This window comes from Tumebacillus amylolyticus (genome assembly GCF_016722965.1).
Classification (GTDB): Bacteria; Bacillota; Bacilli; order Tumebacillales; family Tumebacillaceae; genus Tumebacillus; species Tumebacillus amylolyticus.
On sequence record NZ_JAEQNB010000002.1, the window covers coordinates 583,364 to 600,089 of the forward strand.

The 16,726-nt window shown below is 55.4% G+C and carries 13 protein-coding genes; 1 reads left to right on the forward strand and 12 read right to left on the reverse strand.

Annotation, left to right across the window (positions count from 1 at the left end):
• Positions 1-255: 255 nt before the first annotated feature.
• The 11 genes from JJB07_RS09805 to JJB07_RS09855 form a co-directional block, all read right to left on the reverse strand.
• Entirely contained in the window at positions 256-3,177 is a 2,922-nt protein-coding gene (locus JJB07_RS09805; RefSeq protein ID WP_201634296.1) for a DUF5704 domain-containing protein, read from the reverse strand.
• A gap of 363 nt (positions 3,178-3,540) precedes the next feature.
• Positions 3,541-4,671 (reverse strand): stalk domain-containing protein, encoded by a 1,131-nt coding sequence (locus JJB07_RS09810; protein ID WP_201634299.1) that lies wholly within the window; start codon positions 4,669-4,671, stop codon positions 3,541-3,543.
• Between the two features lie 151 nt (positions 4,672-4,822).
• Positions 4,823-5,386: an acyltransferase gene (locus JJB07_RS09815; RefSeq protein ID WP_201634301.1), complete on the reverse strand. Its 564-nt coding sequence runs from the start codon at positions 5,384-5,386 to the stop codon at positions 4,823-4,825.
• Positions 5,387-5,408: 22 nt separating this feature from the next.
• A complete protein-coding gene (gene ppaX, locus JJB07_RS09820; protein WP_201634304.1) occupies positions 5,409-6,050 on the reverse strand; it encodes a pyrophosphatase PpaX in 642 nt (213 codons plus the stop codon).
• On the reverse strand, positions 6,047-7,003 hold the full coding sequence (locus JJB07_RS09825) for a nucleoside recognition domain-containing protein (protein WP_201634307.1): 957 nt from the start codon (positions 7,001-7,003) through the stop codon (positions 6,047-6,049). The genes ppaX and JJB07_RS09825 overlap by 4 nt, the downstream gene beginning before the upstream one ends.
• Positions 7,004-7,104: 101 nt before the next feature.
• A complete protein-coding gene (locus JJB07_RS09830) occupies positions 7,105-8,574 on the reverse strand; it encodes a M23 family metallopeptidase (RefSeq protein ID WP_201634310.1) in 1,470 nt (489 codons plus the stop codon).
• A 145-nt stretch (positions 8,575-8,719) separates the two neighbouring features.
• Positions 8,720-9,679 carry an HPr(Ser) kinase/phosphatase gene (gene hprK, locus JJB07_RS09835; protein WP_201634313.1) on the reverse strand — a complete coding sequence of 320 codons (960 nt, stop codon included), beginning with the start codon at positions 9,677-9,679 and terminating at the stop codon, positions 8,720-8,722.
• Entirely contained in the window at positions 9,660-10,595 is a 936-nt protein-coding gene (locus JJB07_RS09840; RefSeq protein WP_201634316.1) for an NAD-dependent epimerase/dehydratase family protein, read from the reverse strand. The genes hprK and JJB07_RS09840 overlap by 20 nt, the downstream gene beginning before the upstream one ends.
• A gap of 123 nt (positions 10,596-10,718) precedes the next feature.
• Complete coding sequence (locus tag JJB07_RS09845) at positions 10,719-11,054, reverse strand: phage holin family protein (RefSeq protein ID WP_201634319.1); 336 nt, start codon at positions 11,052-11,054, stop codon at positions 10,719-10,721.
• An 87-nt stretch (positions 11,055-11,141) separates the two neighbouring features.
• Positions 11,142-12,359, reverse strand: coding sequence for an NAD(P)/FAD-dependent oxidoreductase (locus tag JJB07_RS09850; protein WP_201634321.1), 1,218 nt, complete (start codon positions 12,357-12,359; stop codon positions 11,142-11,144).
• A 150-nt stretch (positions 12,360-12,509) separates the two neighbouring features.
• On the reverse strand, positions 12,510-13,130 hold the full coding sequence (locus tag JJB07_RS09855) for a hypothetical protein (protein ID WP_201634323.1): 621 nt from the start codon (positions 13,128-13,130) through the stop codon (positions 12,510-12,512).
• 130 nt (positions 13,131-13,260) lie between these two features.
• On the opposite strand from JJB07_RS09855, the gene JJB07_RS09860 reads away from it, so the two are divergent.
• Complete coding sequence (locus tag JJB07_RS09860) at positions 13,261-13,731, forward strand: hypothetical protein (protein WP_201634325.1); 471 nt, start codon at positions 13,261-13,263, stop codon at positions 13,729-13,731.
• 97 nt (positions 13,732-13,828) lie between these two features.
• Here the strand turns inward: JJB07_RS09860 and uvrA are convergent, their stop codons facing one another.
• On the reverse strand, positions 13,829-16,720 hold the full coding sequence (uvrA, locus tag JJB07_RS09865) for an excinuclease ABC subunit UvrA (protein ID WP_201634327.1): 2,892 nt from the start codon (positions 16,718-16,720) through the stop codon (positions 13,829-13,831).
• Between the last annotated feature and the right edge of the window lie 6 nt (positions 16,721-16,726).

Consider the following 16,726-nt stretch of genomic DNA (forward strand, 5'->3'; position numbering starts at 1 on the left):
CGAAACTGCGCGTCGCCCCGCCAATCTTCCTATGATCGAGGAAGAGCCCCCCGGCAGGCAAGGTTTCCGAGCAGTTAATTAAGAATCTCCACCACAAGTAGTACCGCTTATCTTTGGTGTTGTTGTATTAATTTCTCCGTCTCTCTCGATTCTCCTTCTCCCTTTATAGGAAAATTGCACTAATTTCATACATTTTTGTAGGACAAAGGTAGGAATGATTTTAAAAGGCGGACTGGGTCCTCCGTCACTCTACGTTTAGTGCGGGACATACGTGCCGAGGTCGTCGTAGGAGGACTTGTCGGCGTGGTAATAGAGGATGTCGCCGTCGAGGATTTGGAAGACGTGGCCTTCGACGTCGGTGAAGGAGGTGCGGCGGCCTTCCATGCTCCATTGGTTGTCCCAGGGTCCGTAGATGTACTGCAGGTGCGGCGCAGAGGTGTTGCCGTTTTGGATGCTTTCGATGTTGAAGGTGACGATGATGTAGCCGTCCTTTTTGAAAATGTCGGAGTGGTCGTCGAGTCGGTGGGTTCCCGCGTAAACGGCGAGGTCCAGGTTTTTCTCCACGACTTTGACGGCGGCGGGCAGGCTGTATTCGCCGTACCATTTCTGGACGGATGCATTGGCGAGTGCGGCGTCTCCCGCGTCGTTGCTGTGTACGCCGATGAAGGTGCGCACGCCGCTTGCAAGCAGTTGCCAGCTGTAGGCGGTGCCGACGGAGACGGGCTTTTCGTCTTTGTATGCGTAGTTGTCGATGTACGCAGCCCGGTTGCCCGCTTTGGATCGTCCAAGGTCGTTGAACACTCGGTCGTAGAGGAACGTCGCCGTGTCGGTAAATTCCGATGACGTGACGTTGCGAAGCGGGTCGTTTAAGATGACTTGGCGTTGCAGCGTGTCGTCCACCGAGCCGATTTTGATAAAGGGGTTGGAGGTCGTGCTGTAGTAGAGATCGACAGGTACACGACCTGTGCCGTCCTTTTTGACAAAGGTGAAGGACGGAGTGATCCGGATGCCGTCTATGAGTCCGTACATGTTGCCGACCGTTTTGAGATCGAACTTGATGTGGTAGCCTGTCTTCACCGCGTTGTAGCTGTAGCCTTGGAGCGGTGACGAGTTCGGGCCGAGCGGGAGTTCAAACGGTGTGGCGACGGTTGGATAGCGTTTGTCTCCGTTGAAGTCTTGGTCGCCGATCCAGTAGCTTCGGTTCGGGAGGATGTCGTCGCTCCCCTTCGTCGGGCGGAAGACCAGTTCCCAGTTGTAGTCGGAGACGTCTGTGATTTTGAAGTCGAACAGGCGTCCGATGACTTTGACGGGGATGGTCTTGGTCGCGATGTGGTTTGGGACGGAGAGGTTGGCGTTGGTTTCTTCGTACGGGTTGTCACGGTTGGGGTTCGAGGGCGGGATCGGGCTGTTTTCCGCGATGGAGCGGAATTTGACGTCGTAATTCCCTTCGTTGACCCAGACCGGGAGTTCGAACGTGTACGAGAGAGCGCCGGACGGGAGGGTGAGCCATTGTCCGGCTTTTTCCCACATGTTGTTCATGTAGACGTCGAACGGGAACCAGACTTGGCGGGCTTGGATGTACTCGGCGTAGTTGCGGGAGCCGTAGTTTTTGTAGCTTTGGTGTTGCCCGCTCGTCGGCATCGTGACGGTGAAGGTGCGTGTCAAGATCAGCGAGCGGCGGGATGGATCGGGCACCGTCATCTGGTTGTGCGGGCGGTCGTCTGAGACGTCGCAGTAGCAGACGGTCGGGGTGTGGACGGTGACGGTGTTGATGCCGGTGATGTCATCCGCTTGTTGAGAAGCGGTGGAGTTGACGGTGGAGCCGGTGATTTTGTAATAGATTTTCCCCGTGCCCGGTGTGTTGGCTTTGTTTGGCAGGGCGGTGGAGATGACTTGTCCGCTAAGGTAGAGGATGTGGTCATCGTCGACGTACTGCTTGGGTGCCGGGACTGCGGTTGGGTCGGGGGCTGTTTCTTCGACTTGGGCATCGCTCATGAGCGTTTGGCCGTCGAATGTGAACTTGTCGTTTTTGACTTTGATCTTGCCGACTTCGGAGTCGGCGTCGGCGAGCCAGTCTTCGGTGGGGAGGGAGGGCTCAACACCCTGTCCACCTGATACGGTCTCTGTAGCTAGGATGAGATTTGCCTTGTATGTAGGGTCAGAAATGTGCGCGGTCAATGCGTCGGAATGCATCACATTAACGGTGGGCGCTGTATAGTTCTGAGGTGTCATCATCACCTTCCCGTTTGGCAATGCATAGTTGAGCATGTCGGCGTGGTCGATGCTGTAGATTTGCATCTTGTCGACGACCCAATAGGAGTAGTTTCGCTTGATTTGGTACGGTTTCGTCACGGTTCGTGACTTAGACTGAGAAACAAACTTTGTGACCGTATTTCCGTCTGCGTCAGTCGTGGATTTCGCTTCCAGCCAAGTCAGGTTGTAGGTCTTGGTTACCGTGATTGGATATTCCTTGAAACCTGTCGTTTGTTGGTAATGATAGTCATACAGATATCGCTTGCCACCTGCTTGGGTGTACAAACTCTCGTGGGTAGGAATGCCTTGCACGACATTGAATTTCTCTGTCGGGTATGGGTCTGCTCCAATTTTCCCTTGTGAGTTCGGGTCAAGATCTGATTCCCCCGCATCTTGGGGAGCAGGCGGTTTGGAGTATTTGATGATGGAATGCGCTGCATCCGTTTGAGCGGTAAGATTGTTTACGTCCCAGACTTTAATAGTGATCAAGCATTTGACGTTCGGATCGTTGCCGATATGGATTTTGATTGGAATTTTAGAGCGTCCGTCATCTTTGCCATGTAGTACGCCGCTTTTGTCACCGGAGTTGACGAAGGAACAGTTTTGCGTGTTGATGACTTGGTACTTACTTAGGTCGTAGTCAGACGTTGTCTGGGCGGAAAAAGCATAGGTTGCATCTACATCAGTTACCGTGTCATCCACTTGGCTTGGTCCTGAAATGAGAGCTGTCACTGTCGGTCCTACCGGAGGGTCCCATTGGGCTTGAATGTCGTAGTATTGAGGAAAATCGCTTTTGTCGTACCAATTTTCGGCTTCCTTGATCTGATCAAGAGTATAGTACTCCTTCGGTTTGAGGTCACCGTCAATGGATACTTGAAAGATCGCATTGATATAGATCGTATCTCCTACCTGAAGGTCTGTCATATGTGCCGCTACCAACGCATCACTTACGGCATCTACCGGCACTTCGAAGTCAGTGGTGACGTACTCACCTTTCGTTGTAGAATTTTTTTCTACCATCTTCCCAGTCTGAATCATTCCATAAGTACCTGTGTTTGGGTCACAATGGTTCATCCCAGGATCGCAGACTGCATCTCGACGAATGATCCAGCCTGTAGTGACGTACTTAATGCCTGTAGTTGCTTTTCGGTCTGTCGTAGTAAATTTCAGTACGCCTTTCTCGATTCGTACGGTTCCCGCAGATGCCGAAAGAGGAAGTAGTGACAACAACACGAAACACATGAGCGGCAGGAAAAAACGTTTCGTAAACAATAGCATAGTCCAGGCCTATTTCTCTTCTTGAATCGAACTATTATCCCATAGGCTTACATCATTATTGACCGCCAAAGATGGTCCCCAATTCCCCATCGTCATCGTCCCTAGACTGATGTCCGCGTAGCCGCTGTACCAAACTCCCTTTTTGAATTCGCCTTCTTGATACATGCCGTCGAAGATTACATTTTTGTCTTGATCAAAGCCCACAAGACGGAGTTTAAGTTTGGTTCGCATGGTGTATCCGTACCAAGTGTGATAAATGATAGATGGTTCAGGCTCTAACGTACCTTCGATTTGAATATGGTTCGTTTTTACCCAATCGGCGTATTTCTGCAAGTTCGGTTTGTAGCGTCCCCCAGGTTGGATCGTGGCGTACAATTGATCAACCCAGTTCGAATCGATGGTGTTGTAGTTGGCGTTCAACACGAGTTCGAAATGCTTGCGGATGCGGTCTGCCCAAAGGTCGATATTCTTTTTGTTTAACTCGTTTTCCGTTTCAAAAAGTACTTTCGGTACGGTGAGTGGGTCATCTTTCATGGTGCGATACGGCATCTCGTACATCTCGTTCGGAAGGTCTTCCAAGATGTACGGGAAGTCCGCTGCATTTTTCGGAAGGTTGGTCGTTCGGGTCTTCCGGCCCCAGAGATCTCCACTGTAGTTCGACGGATGAGCATCTGGGTTGTCCATGACGCTACCGTTGTAGGAAATGGTGACGAGACTTTTATCCCCATCCCAACCAACTGTTGCCCCCATTGCTTCACTGACGAAGCGTAGCGGTACGTAGGTGCGGTCATCTTTCATAACCGACTTCGTGTCTAGTTGTGTTTCCAAACCGTCGACGTAGGCTTTGTCTTCACCGACGAGGAATTTGACTTCCTTGTCTTTCATTTGGATCAAGACCAAGCCAATCGAGTTAAACCACGTAACTTTTGCCCCCATGCCTTCTGAAATAAACCGAACCGGAACCATCGTGCGATCATTTTCGTCGACGAACGGTTTGGCGTCGGGGAAGTTGACGAGGTTGTTGTTCAAGCTCACTTGCAACGCTTGCGGAGGTTCCGCGAGCGAGGCCGAGGTCGGCAGGACGCCGAGCAGCAGCGCGGTGGCGGTGAGGCCGGTAAGAGGGTACTTCCACTTTTTCACTTGAGTTCACTCCTTGGTTTTTGTTGAGAATACAGGCAATTATTAGTATACAGGAAGCCCAATTGTAGTTCTATAAAACGAGTAAAGGTACTGGGCATAAAAAAAGAGCTCCCACACGCCGTAGCGTGCGAGAGCTCCTTTTTTCGACTGCTTAGTGCAAGATGCCGGCTTCTTCGTCATCCAACACCTCTGCCAACTCGCCCGACTCAGTGCGGACGTTGGCCGCATCGACGATGGGCTGGCGGATGATGCGGATCGGGTTGCCGCCGACAAAAGCACCTGCGGGTACGTCGCGGTTGACAAGCGAACCTGCTGCGACCACGGCTCCGTCCCCGATGGTGATGCCCGGCAACAAGGTCGAATTCGCGCCGATCATCACATTGTCTCCAATGGTCACCCGTCCGAGGCGGTATTCGTGGATCAGGTATTCATGGGAGAGGATCGTCGTGTTGTACCCGATGATCGAGTTGCTGCCGATCTTGATCAATTCGGGGAACATGATGTCCATCATCACCATCAACGCCACCGCCGTCTGCTTCCCCACTTCCATGCGCAGGAAGGTGCGGTAGATCCAGTTTTTCACCCCGACGAACGGGGTGTAGCGCGAGATCTGGATGAAGATGAAGTTTTTGACGACCTTCCAGAAGCTGACCGTCTTGTACAGTTGCCACAGGGCGTTTGCTCCCTCGACCGGGTAGCGGTCCGTGTTCCGCATGAGGTTCCCTCTTTTCTCCGGGTCAGTCCCCGAGGATGATCTGCCGGAGTTCCAGCATGTCGCCGACCAGATAGTCCGGTCGGTGTTCGCGCAACCCTTCTTCTCCGCGCAGACTCCATTTCACACCAACCGTTGCCACACCGGCCGCACGACCCGCGCCGATGTCGAACGGGCTGTCCCCGACCATGAGCGTCGACTTCGGATCGGCGCCGAGCAACTCCATCGCTTTGAGCACCGGCTCCGGGTGCGGCTTGTGGTTTTCTACTTCGTCCAACGTGACGACGGCGTCTAAGTACCGCGTGAGGCCGCAGAGTTTCAAGCCCATCTCGGTGGTCAGACGCATCTTGGAAGTGACGATCGCTTGCTTCACACCCGCTTCATGCAGTTCGCGCAACACGTCTTGGACATGCGGGAACGCCGTTACCAACGTGTCGTGCTGCTCGATGTTGAAGCGACGGTAGGTTGCGACGAGTTCCTCCGAGCGGCCCGGTGCGAAGTTCTCCATCTGTTCATAGAGCGGAGCGCCCATATGCGGGAGGATGTCCTCGCGCGTGTAAGCTCCGGGGGTGTGCGTGCCGAGTGCGTGTTCGAAGGAAGAGATGATCAGTTCATTGGTGTCAAGGAGAGTTCCGTCAAGGTCGTAGAGTACGTAGGAATAGGTCATTTTACGATCACCGCTTTCTGGGAGTTGCTAGATGTGCCGGAGTGGTTCGCACCACGCCACACGCGGGCGAGCACGGCGGTCAGCACGAGCGCCGACAGGAATCGGATGCCGAGCAGATACCAGCCGTTGACGTGCACCGGCAGGAAAATCAACGTGTCTTCCACCACTGCATGGCACAAGATCAGGAAGATCATGAGCAAGTATAACTGACGCTTGGGCAACGGGTTCTCCCGCGTGGCCTCGATGATCACACCCGCGCCGTACGCGAGTCCGAAAAAGAGGCCGGCGAGCAGCGGGATGGCGGCTTTTTTGTCCAACCCGCAGAAGGCGAGCAGTGGATTCATGAGCGTTGCGATTTTGTCGAGGAAGCGGAGTTCCTTCAAGACTTGGATGACCAGCATCAGCGGGATGACGATCAGCGCGAGTTGGTAGACCGCGCCCCAGATCGTCAAGGCCACCTCCTTGACGGTCGTCCAGAGCGGGACGTTCCACAGGTAGTCGAACTGACCGTAGGTTCCCGCGACTTCTCCCGGTTGGTTGCCAAGTCCCAGATGCACAAACCATGCGCCGAGCAGTCCGACCCCGGCTCGAATCAGGACGACGAGCGGGGCGTTGAGTCCGATGCGTTTCGCGACGGCCGTTTCGACGAAGATGTTGTGACAGAACGAGAGCATGACGGATAAAATCAGCGCTTCCGGTGCGCCGAGTTGCAAGGAGAACATCGCGCCAATCGCCGCGTAGAGGTTCAAAAACCATCCCAATGCCATGACGATCGCCGCTTCTCCCGGCAGACCGAACCAACCCATGATCGGTGTGAACAGCCAAACAATCCATTCCAGCACCGGCGTATGTTTGAGCAGTGTAAGCACAAAGGTGATGGGAACGATGACCTTGCTCAACGTCCATGTCGTACGCAGACCCGCAAACCAGCCACGGATCAAGATGTCCTTCATCCTCTGCACCCCTTTTTTGGTATCGAACGTATATTTCGACATTCATTATAACACAAAGAGGTCCGCGACTTCCGTCACGAACCTCCAAGGTACACAATTTCTTACATATAAGGAGCCGGGTTCACGTGTACGCCGTTCACGCGCACTTCATAGTGCAGATGCGAGCCCGTGGATTGACCGGTGGAGCCGACGCCGCCGATGCGTTGGCCTTTTTGCACAGCTTGTCCGACGGAGACGTTCATCGAGGACAAGTGCCCGTAGATGGTGACGACGCCGTTGCTGTGCGAGATGCGGATGCAATTGCCGTAGCCGTCGCCCAAGTCGGCCGCTTGGATGACCGTGCCGTTGTTCGAAGCGTACACCGGCGTCCCGGTTGCCGCTGCGATGTCGAGCGCGAGGTGAGGCTTGCCCCCGCGGTTCTCTCCGTACTGCGACGAGATGTAGCCGCCGCCGATCGGGTACGCCCAAGAGCCGCTGACCGGAGCTGCACTGCCGCCGGAATAGGACGAATAGGTCTGCTTGTGCGTGCCTTTGGAAATGATCTCCTTGACCGGTTCAACAGTCACTTGTTCGGAGAGAACTTCCTCCTTGGTGACGTTGCCGTTGTGGCGGGTGATGCGGAGGTTTTGCGTTTTCTTGCCTTCTTGGCCGTCTTGGACGATCTTCTCGGTGCCGACGTCGAGAGAGTCGTCGTCCTTGTACTCAATTTCGTAGTTGGTGGTCAGCTCGCGGGTTTCTTCCGTGGTGCTGTCGACCGAGATCAGCGGTTCCACCGCGACGAGGTTGATCTGCTGGCCTTCGGAAAGTTCGTCGATGTCGGCGATCTCCGGATTGGCCGCGTGCAGATCTTCGACAGACAAGTTGTTTTTGGACGCGATGTCCCACAGCGAATCGCCGCGGGAGACGACATAGGTCTTGCGCTCGTTCTTGCCTTGTTGAACCAGTGCCAAAGCCGCATCAAAAGAAACCAAGGTCTGTTTGTCCCCGCGCAACGGAACGAAGTCCACTTGCTCAGAAAGTTTGACGGTGGCATTGCTGTCTGCTTTGACATATTGCGATTCAAGGGTCTTGATCAGTTTCTCAGCGGTTTCCTTGTCTTTGACATGGACGATGTCTTGGCCGTTCACGCGCACGACCACCATGTCAACCATCGTCTTGGTTGATTCGGAGATCGCATTCGCCACGGTCCAGTCGTTGGTGCCTTTCACCGCTTGATGTACAGGTGCAAACGCCACGTGGGCTTTGAGCAGGGACCCGTACGATTTCATCTGTTCTTGAAGCAACGATTGATCACGTACGACGCCGGTGTATTCGCCATCTATGTAGACTTTGTAAACGGGAGATGCGGATGCGACTTTGTCATGTGCTGTATATACGCCGACCGAAGTCAACGCCAAAACTGCGAGTGCAGCAATTGAATTGCGGAAGTTGAAAGTTTTGCGAATCTCCGACTTGGCAGCGCGGATGAACGCTGCGGTTTTTTCTTGCATCCATTCCTTCTTGCTTCTTGCTTGGCTGGCAGTCCCGATATGACGACGACGGTCATATAACATCTCTGTCAGCTTACCCATGATACCCCTCCCACAGAAACAACCCATTGCTAAATCAGTATGTTTCTTGTTTTTATTGGTTCGACATGTATATTTCGACAGAATGTGCCATGTTCCTCCTCGTGTCACAAAATTGACGCAAAATAAGTCATAAAAAAAAGAGGCCCTAGTACTTCGGGCCTCCACTTTCCTGTTGCATAGTCATCGTCATTTTCTCCGTCAGTTCCTTGGCGGCGTTGTATCCCATCCGCTTCAGACGGTAGTTCATCGCCGCGACTTCGAGGATGACAGCCAAGTTGCGGCCCGGTCGGACCGGCAAGTTGAGGTACGGAACTTCGACATCGAGGATCTTGATCGTCTCTTCGTCGAGTCCGAGGCGGTCGTACGCTGCCTTGTCATCCCACATCTGCAGTTGGATGACCATCTCAATGTCCTTGCGCATCCGGATCGCCCCCGCGCCGAACAGCGTCATGACGTTGAGCACGCCCAAACCGCGGATCTCGATCAATTGGCGAAGCAACTCCGGCGACGTGCCTTCCAAGATGTTCTCCGCCACACGGCGAATCTCGACCGCATCGTCTGCGACGAGACGATGGCCGCGCTTGACGAGTTCCAGTGCCGTCTCCGATTTCCCGATGCCACTCGATCCTTGGATCAAGATGCCAATCCCGTAAACGTCCACCAAAACGCCGTGCACCAACGTCTCCAACGCCAATTCGCGGTCGAAGTACGATTGCAGACGACCGGTCAGTTTGGTGGTGGAAAGCGAAGAGCGCAACACCGGCAACTTATGTACAACGGCCGCTTGCAGGAGCTTCTCCGGCACGTCGATGCCGCGCGCCACGATCAGACACGGTGTCTGCTCATACGCGCAAAGTTGCTCGGCGCGTTCCTTTTGCAACCCCTCCGGCAACGCTTCAAAAAACGTGATCTCCGTTCGCCCGACCACTTGCACACGCTCTTCCGGGTGGTAGGTAAAAAAACCGGCCATGGCCAAACCCGGCCGGTTGATGTCACTGACTGCGATGCGGCGCTGGATGTCTGCCGAATCGACGTTGACCAGTTCCAGTTGAAATTCCTTGCAGAGTTCTTGTGTGGTGATCCACTTATGAACGATCTGCTCCATAGAATGAACGCCCCCATGCGATGGTGGCTTGCAAGCCTTCTGCGAGCGTCATCTGCGGACGCCAGGTCAGGCTGCTTGCCAGAATCTTGTCATTGGACAGTACGCTTCTGTAAATATCCCCGATCCGTGCCGGACCGTGTACCGGCTCTTGGTCGTAGCCGATCATCTCCGACAGCAGTTGGAACACTTCGTTGACGGAGACTTCCACTTCGGTGCTCAAGTTGAAGATGCCGTTCACGTCCGATTCCAGCGCCTCCACGTTCGCACGAGCCACGTCGCCGACGTAGATGTAATCGCGCGTTGCACCACCGTCCCCATCGATGGTACAGGTCTTGCCGGTCAACATGCGCTCCGTGAAGATCGAGATCACGCTGCCTTCGCCCGACTGCCCCTGACGCGGGCCGTAGACGTTTGCATAGCGAAATACGACGTACTGCGTCCCGAACAGTTCATGGAACATCTGAAAATACTCTTCGATGACTTTCTTGCTCAGCCCATAGAACGACATCGGACGCTGCGGGTGCTTCTCATCAACCGGCACATACTCCGGCATCCCGTAGGAAGCAGCCGAGCCTGCGAAGACGATTTTCTTGAGTTGAAGTTCGCGAACCGCTTGCAAGAGGTTGATCGTGCCCGAGAGGTTGACGTCCGCATCAAACTTCGGGTCTTTGATCGACGGCGGGACGGTCGACTGTGCAGCTTGGTGGATGATGGCTTCAATGCCCTCTTCGCGGATCACATTGATCAAGCGCGGGTCGGTGATGTCCATCTCAAGGAATTTGGCCTCAGGGTTGAGGTTGTTCCTCGTACCGGTTGCCAAGTTGTCCATCACCACGACGTCATGCCCTTTGCGCAGGCATTCGTCCACGATGTGCGAGCCGACAAAACCGGCACCACCTGTTACAAGAACTTTCATTATGTATAACCCCCCAAGCCGTTTAAAACGCTTTACGATCATCATACCGTGTTTTTTGTCGAAACACCACAAGGAAAACGAAAAGAGATGGGAATCTCTCCCACCCCTCTACCTTTTGCAGAACTAGTCTTTAAAAATGCCCAAAATACCCGAAACGAGCGACAGCACGATCGAACCGAAAAACGCGCTTGCAAAACTCGCGACGTGAAAACCCGACACGACATTCGACGTTAACAGCAGCATCCCCGCGTTGATCACCAGCGCGAAGATCCCAAACGTCAGCACCGTAATCGGCAAGGCAAACAGTTGCAAAATCGGGCGGATGATCGCGTTGACCAACCCCAGCACCACCGCCGCCACGAACGCCGAGAGGATGCCGTCAAACCAAATGTCCTTGAACAGCCACGCCACAATCAACAGCGCCACAGCCGAGATGATCCAATTCCAGATCAGCTTCATAATGTCCCACTCCTCTCGCCTTCTCTACAAACTATACGAGAGCATGACGTACAAGTTGCGGGTGTCGAGAAATTTTTCCTTCGTCCGTTACTTCATCCGGCCCAAGGTGAACAGCGGCGCATCGGCGTTCGGACGGTCGAGGATCAGATCGCGCAGAATCTCCCCGGCGATGGTGCTGTAGACCGTGCCGTTTCCGCCGTACCCCAGCGCGTAGTAGCAGTTCCGGTGGAGATGATGCTCGCCGATAAACGGAAGTCCGTCCTTGGTCCCGCCAAACGACGAAGCCCAACTGTACGCAATCTTGACCCCCGTAAGCGCCGGAAAGAGGGAGTACAGCGCCGCGAGGAGCTGGACTCCTTTTTCGGAAAGCAAGTTGTCGCGCTTGGGTCCTTGGATGGCGCTCTCATCGAGGCCGCCGATCAAGATGCGGTCGTCGGCGGTCGTTCGCATGTAGAGATACGGGCGCGCCGTCTCCCAGATCAGGCAACGATTGTGCCATGTGGAGAAATCAGACACGGGCTCTGTGGCAATCGCATAGGTCGAAGCGATGACGGCGCCCGGTGTGGTTTGGTTGTCTTGGGTCTCGTAGCCCGTGCAGAACACCGCCTTGCGCGCCCGAATCAACGCGCCGGTGGAGGTGCGAAAATGCAGGCGGCCTCCTTGGTTTTCGTGAAAAACGGCGGTGACCTCCGTGTTTTCAAACACGCGCATGCCCTGTTTCGCACCGTCGTTCACCAAGGAGTGCGCGAGGCGAAACGGGTTGATCTGCGCGTCGGCCGGTGAGTAGAGACCGCAGTCTTTGGCAAATGGAAAGCGCTCTTGGATGTCTCGTTGCGAGAGAAAGTCGACGGGGAAGCCGTGTTTTTTTTGCAACGCGAACTCGGCTTGAATTTTTTTCACATCTTGGGGGGAACTCGCATAGTAGAGGCTCTCCCGACGCTCAAATTCGGTGGGCAGGTCAAGCTGACCCGTGATGCTCTCCAATTTCGAGATGGCGTTGAGGCACAGTTGATAAAAACGCACAGCGACGTCCTCGCCTTTGCTTTCGGCGAGTTGGTACATCGGGGCGTCGTTGGAGTATTGCAACAGCGCCGTGTTGCCACTGGTGCTGCCTCCTCCGATGCGACGCTTCTCGACCATGGCGACGTCGACGCCTTCTTGCAAGAGATAGTAGGAAACCAACGCGCCCGCTTCTCCACCGCCGAGGATCAAGACGTCGCAGTCGAGATCGTCTGTCAACGGCGGATACGCGGGCGGGTTGGGATACGTGGCTTGCCACAGCAGTTCTCCGGTGTTGAGATCCATCATCCGCTCTCCCTTTCACATGGCTTTCTAGGGTCTAGTGTGGGAACGGATTGGAAATTTTATGCTTGCAGGTTTCTAGAAGTCTAGGATTTGAGGAATGAAAACGCGGCGCTTCCTCATAGAGTAAGAGAGGAAGCGCCGCGTGGCGTGTTAGTGTTCCGTGCGATCGATCGGACCGTTCCCTGCTGAGGCGCGGTCGATCAGGTGCGTGTAGCGCTCGGTAAGTTCCTGTACGGTTGCCGGATCGATCGTTTCATAGTCGTCCGCCGACTCCAGCGACTTCAACATGAGGTTGACGAGGCGCAGAATCGATTCGGTATCATCTTCGAGGGTCAGCGTCGTATCGTCATTGCGCATGATCTTGAGTTGCAAGTTCGTCTGCCCGGTTTCGAGTTGTGCGACCACGTGCCCGAACTTGTGCCAGCCGTGCGGATGATGAATGCGGCGGCGGAAGGACTTGAGCACCGGCCCGTAGCGGGCGGTTAAATAGCGGAGAAACCCAACGGTATCAGAGTTGAGGTCTGTTGCGCTCCCAAGTTCTTCGAGGTCGTCGAAGGTCTCCAAGCAGCGTATGCATGCGACGACGGCCTGTGCGATCTCACGTCCGGCAAGGATGGCGACGCTCTGTTCGATCTCCAACGCTTCCATCGTGGTGCGGGTGAGAGATTCGCGGATCACTTCTTCGAGCTGCTGTTTCAGTTCCGGTTGTTCGGACAGACGTTGTTGCAATTCCGTGACGCCGTCCTGAACATAGCGCACAAATTGTTCCATCTCAAGACTCCTTAGTTCTTACTTCCCTGTTCCAACAGGCGACCTTACCTGCATCCTACCAATGCCACAGGGGAAACGCAACCCCAATTTGGTGTACAACATGTACTTTTCTAAAAGCGAGGTGAGAAATGTGTTCGAAAAAGGCTGGTGGCTGCTCGGCTTTTTCCTGCTGTCCTGTCTGGTCAGTGCGACGCTGATCTGGTTGGCGGCACGCGGGAGAGATATGAAAAAATATAGCGGGCGGCAGATGTTTTATGCCGATCTGTATCGATTCACGGTGATGATTTGCACGTCTCTTGCTCTGTACTTGGTCGGAATCACGCCGGGGATTTGGCAGGTGTTGCAACTGCCGGAGAGCGTGGTGCTGTTTGGCGCGACGGCGTTGCCGACGTGGGTACTTTGCTCCGTGAGCGGCAGATGGTACCTCGGCTGGGCTGCAGCGGCGATCTTGCAAGGATTTGTCGTACAAGCTCTGGTTGGGATGGGTGGCGGACACGGCGAAATCGCACCGATGTGGTGGCCGCAAGTGGTCTGCGATGTCGGAGGGGTCGTGTTGTATGCGATGCAGACGGGGCGACGGAACGTGCGGGTCAGAGCGTAGGTTATTGAAAAAGCGGGCTTGTCACGCATGCGTGGCAAGCCCGTTTTTCACGTAGATCGGTGGCACGTGGTGTGCATGGAAATTGAAGTTGGTTCGACTAGGCAATCGGTGTCGGCAAGTTCACGTCGCACTTCTCGGGGGCCTCGCTTGCGCGTTTCTTGTCGCGCTCAAGGATCGGGCCGAGGAAGCGACCGGTCCAAGAAGATTCGATCTTGGCGATGTCCTCCGGGGTCCCCGTTCCGACGAGAGTGCCGCCCTTGTCCCCGCCCTCGGGGCCGAGGTCGATCAGGTAGTCGGCCGTCTTGATGACGTCGAGGTTGTGCTCGATGACGATGACCGTTTCGCCTGAATCGACCAAGCGTTGCAGAACGCACAGCAAGCGGTCGATGTCGGCGGTGTGCAGACCTGTCGTCGGCTCGTCCAAGATGTAGACGGTACGGCCGGTGCTGCGGCGGTGCAGTTCGGACGCAAGCTTCACGCGCTGCGCTTCCCCGCCGGAGAGCGTGGTGGCCGGTTGACCGAGACGCACGTAGCCGAGGCCGACGTCATGCAAGGTCTGCATCTTGCGCGAGATGCGCGGGACGTTTTTGAAGAACTCGACGGCATCTTCGACGGTCATGGAGAGGACTTCGGCGATGCTCTTGCCTTTGTATTTGACTTCGAGGGTTTCGCGGTTGTAGCGTTTGCCCTTGCAGACTTCACAGGGGACGTAGACGTCGGGCAGGAAGTGCATCTCGATCTTGATGATCCCGTCGCCTTTGCAGGCTTCACAACGGCCGCCCTTGACGTTGAAGGAGAAGCGGCCTTTTTTGTAGCCGCGCATCTTGGCTTCGTTGGTGGTGGCGAACACGTCGCGGATGTCATCGAAGACGCCGGTGTAAGTTGCTGGGTTCGAACGCGGGGTACGGCCGATCGGCGATTGGTCGATGTCGATGATCTTGTCGAGCAATTCGAGCCCTTGGATTTCCTTGTGTTGGCCCGGTTTGGACTTCGCTCCGTTCAGGTGCATGGCGAGCGACTTTTTGAGAATCTCGTTGACGAGGGTGGATTTGCCCGAGCCCGAAACGCCGGTGACGCAGGTGAACAGACCGATCGGGAACTTGGCGGAGATGTTTTTCAAGTTGTTCTCCTTGGCTCCGACAACTTTGATCCATTTTTCCTTGTCCGGTTTGCGGCGCTCCTCCGGGACGGCGATGTACTTGCGACCGGAGAGATACGCCCCCGTCATCGAGTTCGGATCGTCCATCACTTCCTGCGGCGTGCCTTGCGACACGATGGTGCCGCCGTGAACGCCGGCCCCCGGTCCAATGTCGATGATGTAGTCGCAGGCGAGCATCGTGTCTTCGTCATGCTCGACGACGATCAACGTGTTGCCGAGATTGCGCATGTGCAACAGCGTGTTGATCAGGCGTTCGTTGTCGCGCTGATGCAAGCCGATCGACGGCTCGTCGAGGATGTAGAGGACGCCCATCAGCGAGGAACCGATCTGAGTCGCAAGTCGAATCCGCTGCGCTTCCCCGCCCGACAGCGTGCCTGCCGAACGCGAGAGGTTCAGGTAATCGAGACCGACGTCAGCGAGGAAGCCAAGGCGGGATTCGATTTCCTTCAAGATCAGTTTCGCGATGGTCAGTTCCTTCTCGTTGAGCGTGAGTCCTTGGAAGTAGTCCAGCGCGTCGTTGACCGACAGCCCGGTGACGTCCGAGATGTTTCGCTCGTTGACGGTGACGGCGAGGATTTCCGGTTTGAGGCGCTTGCCTTTGCAGGACGGGCAAGGCTTCGCGGACATGTACTCCTCGATAAATTCCCGGATGTAGTCGGACGCCGTCTCCCGATAGCGTCGTTCGAGGTTCGGGATGACGCCCTCGAATTCGGTCTCGGCGGTTTTCTTCTGTCCGAAGTCGTTCTCGAACGTGAAGCGGACTTTCTCTTCCTTGGAGCCGTGGAGAATTTTCTTCATCTGATCGGCGGGAATGTCGCGCACGGGGATGTCCATCGGAATCTTGAAGTGCTTCGCGACCGCTTCGAGCATCTGCGGGTAGTAGTTCGACGTGCGGCCTTGCCACGGTTCGATGGCGTCTTCGTTGAGCGTCTTGCTCCAATCCGGGATGACCAAGTCGGGGTCGATCTCCATGTTCGTGCCAAGACCCGCACAGGTTTCACAAGCACCGAACGGCGAGTTGAACGAAAACATCCGCGGGGCGAGTTCTTCGACGGAGAAGCCGCACTCCGGGCAGGAGAGGTTCGACGAGAACAGCATCTCTTCGCCGTCGACGATCCCGACGATGACGGTGCCGTCGGCGAGCTTCAGCGCCGTCTCCAACGAGTCGGCGAGGCGGGTGGCGACGTCCGGCTTGACGACGATGCGGTCGACGATGACTTCGATCGTGTGTTTTTTATTTTTCTCCAGTTTGATCTCGTCGGTGACTTCCATCTGCTCCCCGTCGACGCGCAGGCGGACGAAGCCCTGCTTGGAGACGTCCTCGATCACTTTGGTATGTTCGCCCTTGCGTCCACGCACAACGGGCGCGTAAATTTGCAGACGGGTGCGCTCCGGCAGTTCGAGGATGCGGTCCACCATCTGCTCGACGGTCTGGGATGTGATCTCGATGTTCGGATGGTTCGGGCAGTGCGGACGACCGATGCGGGCAAACAGCAGACGCAGGTAGTCGTAAATTTCGGTGACCGTCCCGACGGTGGAACGCGGGTTGCGGGAGGTGGTCTTCTGGTCGATGGAGATCGCCGGAGAGAGACCGTCGATCGAATCGACGTCCGGTTTGTCCATCTGGCCGAGGAACTGACGGGCGTACGCGGAGAGAGATTCGACGTAGCGGCGTTGGCCCTCTGCGTAAATCGTATCAAAAGCAAGCGACGACTTCCCCGAACCGGACAGGCCGGTCAACACGACAAATTTGTCGCGCGGAATCGTCACGTCGATGTTCTTCAAATTGTGGGCGCGGGCGCCCTTGACGACGATATTGTCTTGTGCCATGACGTT

Excerpts from the sequence above, each read along its gene's own strand:
- JJB07_RS09805 (WP_201634296.1), bottom strand. The coding sequence starts at position 3,177 with ATGACAGACCTTCAGGTAGGAGATACGATCTATATCAATGCGATCTTT.
- JJB07_RS09825 (WP_201634307.1), bottom strand. The coding sequence starts at position 7,003 with ATGAAGGACATCTTGATCCGTGGCTGGTTTGCGGGTCTGCGTACGACA.
- uvrA (WP_201634327.1), bottom strand. The coding sequence starts at position 16,720 with ATGGCACAAGACAATATCGTCGTCAAGGGCGCCCGCGCCCACAATTTG.
- JJB07_RS09850 (WP_201634321.1), bottom strand. The coding sequence starts at position 12,359 with ATGGATCTCAACACCGGAGAACTGCTGTGGCAAGCCACGTATCCCAAC.
- ppaX (WP_201634304.1), bottom strand. The coding sequence starts at position 6,050 with ATGACCTATTCCTACGTACTCTACGACCTTGACGGAACTCTCCTTGAC.
- hprK (WP_201634313.1), bottom strand. The coding sequence starts at position 9,679 with ATGGAGCAGATCGTTCATAAGTGGATCACCACACAAGAACTCTGCAAG.
- JJB07_RS09845 (WP_201634319.1), bottom strand. The coding sequence starts at position 11,054 with ATGAAGCTGATCTGGAATTGGATCATCTCGGCTGTGGCGCTGTTGATT.
- JJB07_RS09815 (WP_201634301.1), bottom strand. The coding sequence starts at position 5,386 with ATGCGGAACACGGACCGCTACCCGGTCGAGGGAGCAAACGCCCTGTGG.
- JJB07_RS09840 (WP_201634316.1), bottom strand. The coding sequence starts at position 10,595 with ATGAAAGTTCTTGTAACAGGTGGTGCCGGTTTTGTCGGCTCGCACATC.
- JJB07_RS09855 (WP_201634323.1), bottom strand. The coding sequence starts at position 13,130 with ATGGAACAATTTGTGCGCTATGTTCAGGACGGCGTCACGGAATTGCAA.
- JJB07_RS09830 (WP_201634310.1), bottom strand. The coding sequence starts at position 8,574 with ATGGGTAAGCTGACAGAGATGTTATATGACCGTCGTCGTCATATCGGG.